Origin of the sequence: Streptomyces sp. NPDC059003, assembly GCF_042740445.1 — a bacterium.
Classification (GTDB): Bacteria; Actinomycetota; Actinomycetes; order Streptomycetales; family Streptomycetaceae; genus Streptomyces.
Map to the genome: position 1 here is coordinate 1 of NZ_JBHYJH010000258.1, position 9,692 is coordinate 9,692.

The following is a 9,692-nucleotide window of genomic DNA, read 5'->3' on the forward strand; positions in this document are numbered from 1 at the left end:
AGAAGGGGTCCTAGGGGCGGAGCCCCTAGTTTCGGGAAGGGGCGGGATTGGGGAGCACCGCGCTAGCCCAACGCCGGCACCACACACTCCACCAAGAACGGCCCCCCTTCCCCCACCCCCCGCTCCACCAACCCCGCAAACCCCTCCACAGTCGAGGCTCGCCCCCCGGGCACCCCCATCCCCCGAGCCAACCCCACAAAGTCGATCTCGGGCCGCCCAAGGTCGAAAAGGTCCCGCCCCGCAGCCCCCACACCCGCCCCCATCATCGTCTGCTCAAGCCCGAGAATCGCGTACGCCCGATTGCTGAAGACGACGACGGTGACGTCGAGCCCCTCCCGAGCCATGCTCCACAGCGCGGGAAGGACGTACATCGCGGCCCCGTCGGCGACGAGCGCGACGACGGGCCGCTCCGGTACGGCGACGGCGGCGCCCACGGCCAGCGGAAGCCCCGTCCCGAGGGCTCCGCCGGTGAGGGTGAGCCAGTCGTGGGGCGGGGCCCCGGCGGTCGCCCCCATGAGCCAGATCCCCGAGGTGTTGGACTCGTCCACGACGACGGCCCCTTCGGGAAGCAGCGCGCCGAGGACGCCGGCCGCGGTCTCGGCCGTCAACGCCCCACCCGGCACACCGGGCCGCCCCGCCTCCCGCACCACAGGCACGGCAGCGCCACCCCCGACTTCATCGGCGAGCCCCCGCAGCGCCGCCACCACATCCTCGGCGCCGCCCCCGAGCGCCCGCACCTCACACCCCTCGGGCACGACGACCCCGCTCTGGCCCGGGTACGCGAAGAACGGCACCGGCGCGGAGGCGCCGACGAGCACGAGGTGACGTACGCCGGACAACTGCCCCGCCGCGTCGGCGGTCCGATACCCGAGCCGCTCGACCACCGGGAGCCCGGCGCCGCGCTCGAGCCGCGCCGGAAACGTCTCGCACAGCAGCCGCGCCCCCGTCGCGGCGGCCACCCGCGCGGCCGCCCGCAGCCCGGCCCCATGGGTCGCGGCACCGCCGAGCAGCAGGGCGGCGGGCTCCCCGGACCGCAGCGCGGCGGCGGCCGCGGTGACGCTCCCCTCCGACACGAGCCCCCGCGGCGGAACGGCCCGCCGCGCCGGGCCCGCCCCGATGGGCTTCGCCGCCTCTCCCCAGGCCACGTCGGCGGGCACGACGAGCGTGGCGACGGCCCCGGGCGGCCCGGCCGCGGCGGCGACGGCCTCGGCGGCGTCGTCCGCGAGGTCCGTCGCGTCGTACGTACGCCGCGTCCACGCCGACACCGTGCGGGCGAGCGCCTCGATGTCCGACTCCAGCGGCGCGTCGAGCCGCTTGTGGCGCAGCGCGTGGTCCCCGACGACGTTGACGAGGGGGGTACCGGCCCGGCGCGCGTTGTGCAGGTTCGCCAGGCCGCCCGCGAGACCGGGCCCGAGGTGCAGCAGCGTGCACGCGGGCCGCCCGGCCATCCGCCCGTACCCGTCGGCGGCCCCCGTCGCGACCCCCTCGAAGAGACACAGGACGGGCCGCATCCGGGGCACGTCGTCGAGCGCGCTGACGACATGCAGCTCGGACGTCCCGGGATTGGCGAAGCACACCTGGACGTGGGCCTCCACCAGGCCACTGATGAGGTTCTGGGCTCCGTTCGGCATGGCGGCCAGTCTCACGGCCCGGCCCCCACACACGTCAGCCGCAATCCGGCCAGCCACGACAGCACACGGCCGGACCGGTCAGCGGAAGGCGTCCTTGATGCCATGGATGCCAGAGGCCGCGGCGCCTGCACCCGCCAAACACAAACGGCGCCGACCGAGATTCGGTCAGCACCGTTGGGTGTACTGCTGGTGTCCGAGGAGGGTCTGCCCCACTACGCCAGTGCGCTGACCAGGCGTTCCCACTTCCTATTGGGCTGCCCGTCCTAGTTCCGATCCGCCTACCGTTCCCGGCGCCCGCTAGAGAGGAAGCCCCTATTAAGGACCTTGTCGCTGGCAGGGATGCCTTAGGCTTCTTCCTCCGTGCCCTGCAACTGCCACGCATATTGCTATGTATGCGAGTTGAGGGTGCGCCGGGCCGCGTTGATGATGTTGTGGGCCTCGGTGCCGTACACCGCGGATTCCTGCATCATCTTCCAGACGCGTAGGTACGTGGCGACGCTGCCGGCATCCTCGACCCACAGTTCCGCGTGCCACGTCTCGGTGACCACTTGGCGGTCGTCGTAGATCCAGAAGCCCACGCCGGGCGGCTGCTTGAGCGAGGCGCCGAAGGGGACGATCCCCAGCTCCACGGTGTCCATGCCGATGATTCCGGCAAGGCGGTCGAGCTGGGCGGCGAGCACTGCTGGCGGGCAGATCAGGGCGCGCAGCACGCCCTCCCACATGATGATGTGGTAGCGCCTGCCCGCGCTATAGAGGAGCTGCTGACGCTGCATGCGGGCGCGTACGGCGTCTTCGGTGTCCCGTGGTGACTGGTGCAGTTCGGCGGAGCGGGCCAGCACCGCACGGGCGTAGTCGGGCGTTTGAAGAACGCCCACAACCCAGGAGGACTCCCAGGCTCGCAGCACCTTGGCGTTGGCCTGGGCGTCATTGTGCGCGTCCTGGACGGCGCGGTGGCCTGCCGCGAGCTGGCGGCGCCAGGAGCGGATGTGAGCCTCGAACCCGGCCAGCCGGGAACGAAGTTCCTCGTACGCCTCGGGCTGGCCGGTCGCTTGTGCCCACGCCTGGAGGTCCTCGGCGGTGGCCGTCTGCCTGCCGTTCTCCAGCTTGCTGACCTTGGACTTGTGCCATCCGAGCTGCTGGGCGAGCTGGTCGCCGGTGAGTCGGCCTCCGGGGCGCGAGAGCCGCAGTTCACGAAGCCGCGTGCCCAAGGCTTCGCGCGCCTGCTGGAAGTCGGTACTCACCGGGCCGTGTTCACTCCCTCGCGTTCAGTCGTGCCGCGAATTCCTTGTACGGGATGGCGTAGTGCTGCGCGACGTCCCGCAGTCGGTTGTACTGGTTGACGGCGGCTGGCTCGGTGATCAGCTCCGCGCCCGTGAGGTTGTCATCGTCGTCGAAGAGGCACAGGGCGACGATGTGCGCGTCGAAGATCCAGAAGTCTTCGTCCGGCAGGTTGACGCGCTGGGCGTCGGGACGCCACATGTTGCGTACGTCCTCGCCGAGCGCGGTGTTCTTCTCGGCGTGCGCGAGAAGGTACAACTGCCCGGTGGTGGGCGGGCAATCGACGATGCGGACGCGTCCAACCGCCGCCCCGTCCGAAGTCTTTGTGCGGATGGTGCGGCTCCACGGGGTATTGAGGTCCCACGCCGGTGCCTCGCCGCGTACGAACTGAGCGTAGGTGTCGGTCGCTTCGTCGACCGCGTAGCGCCGCCGCATCTCCAGGTGCCACGCGCTGTGCTGAAAGTTCTCGAAGAGCCGGGAGAACTGGACCGGATCAAGGGTGCGGGGTGCGGGGTTCCGGTCGCGCGGACCGAAGTCGATCAGTGTGTTGCGCGGTACGACAACGGCCACTTCTCCCTCGTCGAGGTGCTGAAGCTGTGCGATGTCGTCGGGGTCGGTGAGCGGTGGCCCGTGCACGATCACCTCTCCGGTGTCGAGGTCCTCGTGTACGGCGGGGCAGCTTCCCTCTCCGGAGCCAGTTCCGTTGAAACGCAGTCGTCGCGCCATGGCATCCCCCTTCCTCAGGGCTGGGCCACAGCTTCGCCCTCGGTTCCGCCGACGGACTACGGTGTTGGTGGGCTCATAGAAGGAACATTCAGCAACTTCGGAGTCCGGTCAAGCAACTTCGCGCAACTTCCCTGGCGCCGCCAACTCCCTCTTTCTAGCGTCCTGTGCGTGACGACGACGCATGATCTGGCGGACGCCGACCCGTCCATGGCTGTTGAAGAACTTCGGGCTGCGCTGACCGAGGCAGGCATCGTGCTCCCGTCACTGGGAGTCGACCATGCTTCGCCGGGACTTGGACTCGTGAACCTCGGGCGCGTGCGCGCGGAGGTGGCCATGCGGCTGGCCTTCCGACTCCGACAAGGGGGCTTGAGCGATGAGTAAGCGTGCCGTGGCGCGGTGCGAGTGGCGTAGGCGGTGGTGGGCGTGATGAGTGACGTATCCGAACCGCTTGGCCGGATGGTCCTCTACCCCGTCCCGGAGTCGGTGGGTCGTGCGCGTCGCTGGTTTCGGACGTTCACCGAGCCGCTTCACTTGGGCTGCTCCGTGGTGGATGACTGTGTGCTGATGGTTTCGGAGCTGGTCACGAACGCCATCGTGTACGGGCGGGCGGAGGGGCTGTGGCGGGTGCGCGTGGACTGGTACCGGGTGGGCGGGACGCTGCGGGTGGAGGTGCACAATCCCGGCTGTCCCGCGCTGGTGCGGTTGCGCTCGCCCGAGGCCACCGCAGCGCACGGGCGTGGCCTGCTCCTGGTCGACGCATTAGCGGACGAGTGGTGGTCCGCGCCAAGTCAGTACGGCGGGACGCTCGTTGCCTTTGTCGTGCATCAGGCCTTCAAGCCCGCCTAACGCGCTACTAAAACAGCCTGACCCTGTCGAAAAAAAGTTCGGAGGTCGGCCTCTTTAAGTGTGGCCCTCATCCCGAGCGATGCCCCGCGAACGCTGCGGGCCGCACGGTTTGCGGGGCTGGAGGCTGGCCATGGACCGGGCGCAGGACAACCCTGGAAAGGAACCGAGAGGCGACCGGGCGGCAGTGCGGGTGATCGTGCCCGAACGGCCGCCGGTGCTGACGCCGCCGGTGGCGTTGGCGCTGTGGCGGCTGATCACCAACGTCTCCCGCGCCCGCGAACACGGGGACGAAAGGGGATGTGGGTGATGCCGCGCTTTGCCTTCTATGGGCGGGTCTCCACCGAGGACCAGCAGGACCCAGCCGCTTCCCGGGCCTGGCAGCTGGCCCGCGCCACGGCGCTCACCGCCGCGCACGGGCCGGTGGTGGCGGAGTATTTCGACGTGGGCCAGTCCCGCGCGATTCCCTGGAAGCGCCGCCCCCGCGCTGCCTCCCTGCTCGCCGCGCTCGCCGACCCGGACCGGGGTTTCGAGGCGGTGGTGATCGGTGAGCCGCAGCGCGCCTTCTACGGCAGCCAGTACGGCCTGACCTACCCCCTCTTCATCCACTACGGCGTCCAGCTGTGGGTACCGGAGGTCGGTGGCCCCATCGACCCCGACTCCGAGGCCCATGACCTGGTGATGTCGGTCTTCGGCGGCATGAGCAAGGCCGAACGCAGCCGCATCAAACTCCGCGTCCGCACCGCCATGGCCACCCAGGCCCGCCTGGAGGGCCGCTACCTCGGCGGCCGCCCGCCCTACGGCTACCGACTGACGGATGTCGGCCCGCACCCCCACCCGGCCAAGGCCGCCCAGGGCCAGCGCGCCCACCAACTGGAGATCGACCCGGCCACCGGGCCCGTCGTACAGCGGATCTTCACCGACTACCTCACCGGCTACGGCATCTACGCCCTCGCCCAGCGCCTCACCGACGACCACATCCCGTGCCCCTCAGCCGCCGACCCCGGCCGCAACCGGCACCGCGCAGGCATCGCCTGGTCCAAGAGCGCCATCCGCGCGATCCTGACCAACCCCCGCTACACCGGCCACCAGGTCTGGAACCGCCAGCACAAGCACGAGACCCTCATCGACGTCGACGATGTCGGCCTGGGCCACACCACCACCCTGCGCTGGAACCCCAAGGAAGCATGGATCTACTCAGAGCACCCCGCCCACCCGCCGCTGATCACCGGCAAGGTCTTCAACGCGGTCCAGGCCCGCCTGGCCTCACGCGGCCCGGCCTCCAGCGGCCGCGAGGTCCGCACCCGCCACCCCTACGCCCTCAGAGGACGGATCTTCCACGCCCAGTGCGAACGGCGCATGCAGGGCAACTGGACCCACAACCGCGCCCACTACCGCTGCCGTTTCCCCACCGAGTACGCCCTCGCCAACCGCCTGGACCACCCCGTGACCGTGCAGCTACGCGAGGACGCCGTCCTGCCACCCCTGGACCACTGGCTCGCCCAGGCCTTCGCCCCCGATCACCTGGCCGCCTCACTGACCGCGCTGGCGGACACCCAGCCCGCACCCGACACACTTCAGGTCGACTCCGCCCGCCATGAGATCGCCGCCCTGGACCGCAAGCTCACCCAGTACCGCGCCGCCCTGGAAGCCGGAGCCGACCCCGCCCTCATCGCCACCTGGACCCGCGAAACCCAGACCCGCCGCACCACCGCCCAGACCACCCTGGACCGGCTCGCCTCCACCCGGCAGCCGCCACCGCCACTGAGCCCCACAGAGATCAAAAAAGTGATCGACGCCCTCGGCGGCCTGCTCACCATCCTGGAAAAAGCCGACCCCGGCGACAAAGCCGACGTCTACCGCCAGCTCGGCCTCCGCCTCACCTACGACCACAAAACACAAACGGTGCTGGCCGAGAGTCGACCAGCACCGGATGGTGTACTGCTTGTGTCCGAGGGGGGACTTGAACCCCCACGCCCGATAAAGGGCACTAGCACCTCAAGCTAGCGCGTCTGCCATTCCGCCACCCGGACCAGGTGGTCTGTCGCGGTTTCCCGCGGCGACGTGGAAAACCATAGCAAACATTCGGGGGTGTCTGATCACGCAGGTCGTGGGCGTGAACGGCGTATGACGAGAGGCGCCCGCCCTTGGGCCGCGGCCGCCCGCGCGGGAGGATGGGGGAGACCGAGAGTGCGACAGCGGGAGGAACAGCGTGAGCCAGCCGACCACGGGCGGCGTCTCCGGCGAGGACGAGGTCGTCGACCTCTGCCGGGACCTGATCCGGATGGACACCAGCAACTACGGCGACCACTCGGGGCCGGGCGAGCGCAAGGCCGCCGAGTACGTCGCGGAGAAGCTCGCGGAGGTGGGGCTCGAGCCGCAGATCTTCGAGTCGCACCCGGGGCGCGCGTCGACGGTGGCGCGGATCGAGGGCGAGGACCCGTCGCGGCCCGCGCTGCTCATCCACGGCCACACCGACGTCGTACCGGCCAATGCCCAGGACTGGACGCACCACCCCTTCTCCGGGGAGATCGCGGACGGCTGCCTGTGGGGGCGGGGCGCCGTCGACATGAAGGACATGGACGCGATGACCCTCGCGGTCGTACGCGACCGCCTGCGCAGCGGCCGCAAGCCGCCGCGGGACATCGTGCTCGCCTTCCTCGCGGACGAGGAGGCGGGCGGGACGTACGGGGCGCGGTACCTCGTCGACAACCACCCGGACCTCTTCGACGGCGTGACCGAGGCGATCAGCGAGGTCGGCGGCTTCTCCTTCACCGTCAACGAGAAGCTGCGGCTCTATCTCGTCGAGACGGCCCAGAAGGGCATGCACTGGATGAAGCTGACCGTGGACGGCACCGCCGGGCACGGTTCGATGATCCACAAGGACAACGCCATCACGGAGCTGTCCGAGGCCGTCGGGCGGCTCGGGCGGCACAAGTTCCCGATCCGCGTCACCAAGACGCTGCGGCACTTCCTCGACGAGCTCGGCGACGCCCTCGGCACCGAGCTCGACCCGGAGAACATGGACGAGACGCTCGCCAAGCTCGGCGGCATCGCCAAGCTGATCGGCGCCTCGCTGCAGAACACCGCCAACCCGACCCAGCTGGGCGCCGGTTACAAGGTCAACGTGATCCCGGGACAGGCCACCGCGCACGTCGACGGCCGCTTCCTGCCGGGGTACGAGGAGGAGTTCCTCGCCGACCTCGACCGCATCCTCGGGCCGAACGTCAGGCGCGAGGACGTGCACGCGGACAAGGCCCTGGAGACCACGTTCGACGGCGCGCTCGTGGACGCCATGCAGTCGGCGCTCCAGGCCGAGGACCCCATCGCCCGCGCGGTGCCGTACATGCTCTCCGCCGGCACGGACGCCAAGTCCTTCGACGACCTCGGCATCCGCGGCTTCGGCTTCGCGCCGCTCAAGCTGCCGCCGGAGCTGGACTTCGCGGGCATGTTCCACGGAGTCGACGAGCGGGTGCCCGTGGACGGCCTGAAGTTCGGCGTGCGCGTACTCGACCGCTTCATCGACGCGTCTTGAGCGGGGTCCAATCGGGGTCCAAGTGGGGTCCGAGCGGGGTCCATAAGTCGACCAATAAGCTGACCAATAAGCCGAAACGAAACTCCAACAATCGGGCGCCTGTGCGCGATTGACTGAAAAGAGTGAAAGCACTCCGGGGCTCGTAGCCCCCCTTTGGCCTCCTCGTTACAGGTGGTGCGGTCCGCGGCTGGGGCCGCATTGCCAACTAGGAGGAACAATGATCAAGAAGGTCGTCGCCGCTGCGGCAGCCACGGGTGGCCTCGTACTCGCGGGTGCGGGTATCGCCGCCGCCGACTCCGGTGCCCAGGGCGCCGCCGTGCACTCCCCGGGTGTCGCCTCGGGCAACGTCGTCCAGGCGCCCGTGCACGTGCCGGTGAACGTGTGCGGCAACACGATCTCCATTGTTGGGGTGCTGAACCCCGCCTTCGGCAACGTCTGCATCAACCACTGACGCTGCTGAGCCTCACCCCATGAAGGGCCTCACCCCCTGAGGGTCTGAGTCCGTCGGCCCCGGAGTGCTTGCCACGCACTCCGGGGCCGACGGGCATTGGGCGCACGGTGCGGTCACGCCCGTGCGCGTTCCAACAGGTAAAGAAGGCAGGGAAAGCAATGCGACAGGTCACACGCAAGGGCCTGATCACAGCGGCGGCCGCGGGCGGTGTTCTCGCCGTCACGAGCGGCTACGCGCACGCCGACGCGGGCGCCAAAGGCGGCACTTCGGATTCTCCCGGCGTGCTGTCGGGCAATTCGGTCCAGGTGCCCGTGCACGCTCCCGTGAATGCGTGCGGGAACACCGTGAACGTCGTCGGCGTGCTGAATCCCGCGGTGGGCAACCACTGTACGAACTCCTCCGGCGGGGGCGGCGGCTACGGCCACCACCCGTCCGGCGGGTCCCAGGCCGACGGCCACGCGCACCACTCACCGGGCATCGGCTCCGGCAACAGTGTGCAGGCGCCGGTGCACGCCCCGGTCAACGTGTGCGGGAACAGCGTCACCATCGGCGGCGCGGGCAACGCGGCGCTGGGCAACGAATGCGCCAACGGCCCGGGCGACGGCGGCACGGAGGGGCCCGGTAAGCCGGGCAAGCCGGGCCAGCCGGGCAAGCCAGGCCATCCGGGTAAGCCGGGGCAGCCGGGAGAGCCAGGTACGCCGGGCAAGCCGGGGGAGCCCGGCAAGCCGGGTGAGCCGGGGCATCCAGGCAAGCCGGGTACGCCGGGGCAGCCCGGCCAACCTGGGGAACCCGGCCAGCCGGGTAACCCCGGGGAGCCCGGTCACCCGGGGCACCCGGGCAACCCTGAGCAGCCGGGGGAGCCGGGCAAGCCCGGTCAGCCGGGTCAGCCCGGTGGCGGTCGTGGGGGAGACCGGGGCGACCTGGCCGGCGGCCCGAACCAGCCGGCCGCGCAGGTCGTCGCTCCGCCCGAGGGCAAGGACCAGCTGGCGCAGACCGGCAGCTCCCTGCCGGCAGGCATCGCGCTGCCGATGGGCGCGGGCATGCTGCTCGCGGGCTCGGTCCTGTACCGGAAGGCACGTGCCTGAGCCGATCTGACCGGTACAGAGCCTGACCAGTGCAGGAGCTGACCAGGACAGGAGCTGACCGGTACGGGAGCTGACCGGCGCAGAAGTGGATACGGAGCCGGGCCCCCGGAGGGGTGGGCCGCGCCTGTTAGCGGTGAACAAGT

10 protein-coding genes, 1 tRNA gene and 1 pseudogene are annotated in these 9,692 nt (G+C 70.3%); 7 read left to right on the forward strand and 5 right to left on the reverse strand.

All coding sequences use genetic code 11. The features are described from left to right. Positions 1 to 62 precede the first annotated feature (62 nt). The 3 genes from ACFWZ5_RS42525 to ACFWZ5_RS42535 all read right to left on the reverse strand — a co-directional run bounded on the left by ACFWZ5_RS42525 (position 63) and on the right by ACFWZ5_RS42535 (position 3,635). A complete protein-coding gene (locus ACFWZ5_RS42525) occupies positions 63 to 1,631 on the reverse strand; it encodes an acetolactate synthase large subunit (protein ID WP_384803178.1) in 1,569 nt (522 codons plus the stop codon). 386 nt (positions 1,632 to 2,017) lie between these two features. Further along, the gene (locus ACFWZ5_RS42530; protein WP_384803181.1) at positions 2,018 to 2,872 is read right to left on the reverse strand and encodes a helix-turn-helix domain-containing protein; all 855 of its coding nucleotides are present in this window, start codon (positions 2,870 to 2,872) and stop codon (positions 2,018 to 2,020) included. Positions 2,873 to 2,882: 10 nt separating this feature from the next. Beyond that, positions 2,883 to 3,635 (reverse strand): DUF6879 family protein, encoded by a 753-nt coding sequence (locus ACFWZ5_RS42535; protein ID WP_384803184.1) that lies wholly within the window; start codon positions 3,633 to 3,635, stop codon positions 2,883 to 2,885. Between the two features lie 168 nt (positions 3,636 to 3,803). On the opposite strand from ACFWZ5_RS42535, the gene ACFWZ5_RS42540 reads away from it, so the two are divergent. From ACFWZ5_RS42540 to ACFWZ5_RS42555, 4 genes and pseudogenes are all read left to right on the forward strand, one after another. After that, complete coding sequence (locus ACFWZ5_RS42540; protein ID WP_384803195.1) at positions 3,804 to 4,016, forward strand: hypothetical protein; 213 nt, start codon at positions 3,804 to 3,806, stop codon at positions 4,014 to 4,016. Positions 4,017 to 4,061: 45 nt separating this feature from the next. Next, positions 4,062 to 4,481, forward strand: a complete 420-nt coding sequence (locus tag ACFWZ5_RS42545) for an ATP-binding protein (RefSeq protein ID WP_384803187.1) — start codon at positions 4,062 to 4,064, stop codon at positions 4,479 to 4,481. A 130-nt stretch (positions 4,482 to 4,611) separates the two neighbouring features. After that, positions 4,612 to 4,788, forward strand: coding sequence for a hypothetical protein (locus tag ACFWZ5_RS42550; protein WP_384892453.1), 177 nt, complete (start codon positions 4,612 to 4,614; stop codon positions 4,786 to 4,788). Next, positions 4,788 to 5,690: pseudogene (locus ACFWZ5_RS42555) on the forward strand (recombinase family protein); the annotation flags it as partial. The gene ACFWZ5_RS42550 and the pseudogene ACFWZ5_RS42555, both read left to right, overlap by 1 nt. Positions 5,691 to 6,011: 321 nt before the next feature. Here ACFWZ5_RS42555 and ACFWZ5_RS42560 read toward each other — a convergent pair. After that, the gene (locus ACFWZ5_RS42560; protein WP_384892456.1) at positions 6,012 to 6,371 is read right to left on the reverse strand and encodes a hypothetical protein; all 360 of its coding nucleotides are present in this window, start codon (positions 6,369 to 6,371) and stop codon (positions 6,012 to 6,014) included. Between the two features lie 55 nt (positions 6,372 to 6,426). Continuing rightward, positions 6,427 to 6,511 (reverse strand) — tRNA-Leu (locus ACFWZ5_RS42565). A gap of 179 nt (positions 6,512 to 6,690) precedes the next feature. Here ACFWZ5_RS42565 and ACFWZ5_RS42570 point away from each other — a divergent pair. From ACFWZ5_RS42570 to ACFWZ5_RS42580, 3 genes are all read left to right on the forward strand, one after another. Next, positions 6,691 to 8,013 (forward strand): M20/M25/M40 family metallo-hydrolase, encoded by a 1,323-nt coding sequence (locus tag ACFWZ5_RS42570; protein ID WP_384806823.1) that lies wholly within the window; start codon positions 6,691 to 6,693, stop codon positions 8,011 to 8,013. A gap of 217 nt (positions 8,014 to 8,230) precedes the next feature. Then, positions 8,231 to 8,464: a chaplin ChpH gene (chpH, locus tag ACFWZ5_RS42575; protein ID WP_384806826.1), complete on the forward strand. Its 234-nt coding sequence runs from the start codon at positions 8,231 to 8,233 to the stop codon at positions 8,462 to 8,464. Positions 8,465 to 8,622: 158 nt separating this feature from the next. Further along, positions 8,623 to 9,549 (forward strand): chaplin family protein, encoded by a 927-nt coding sequence (locus tag ACFWZ5_RS42580; RefSeq protein WP_384806997.1) that lies wholly within the window; start codon positions 8,623 to 8,625, stop codon positions 9,547 to 9,549. Positions 9,550 to 9,692 lie beyond the last annotated feature (143 nt).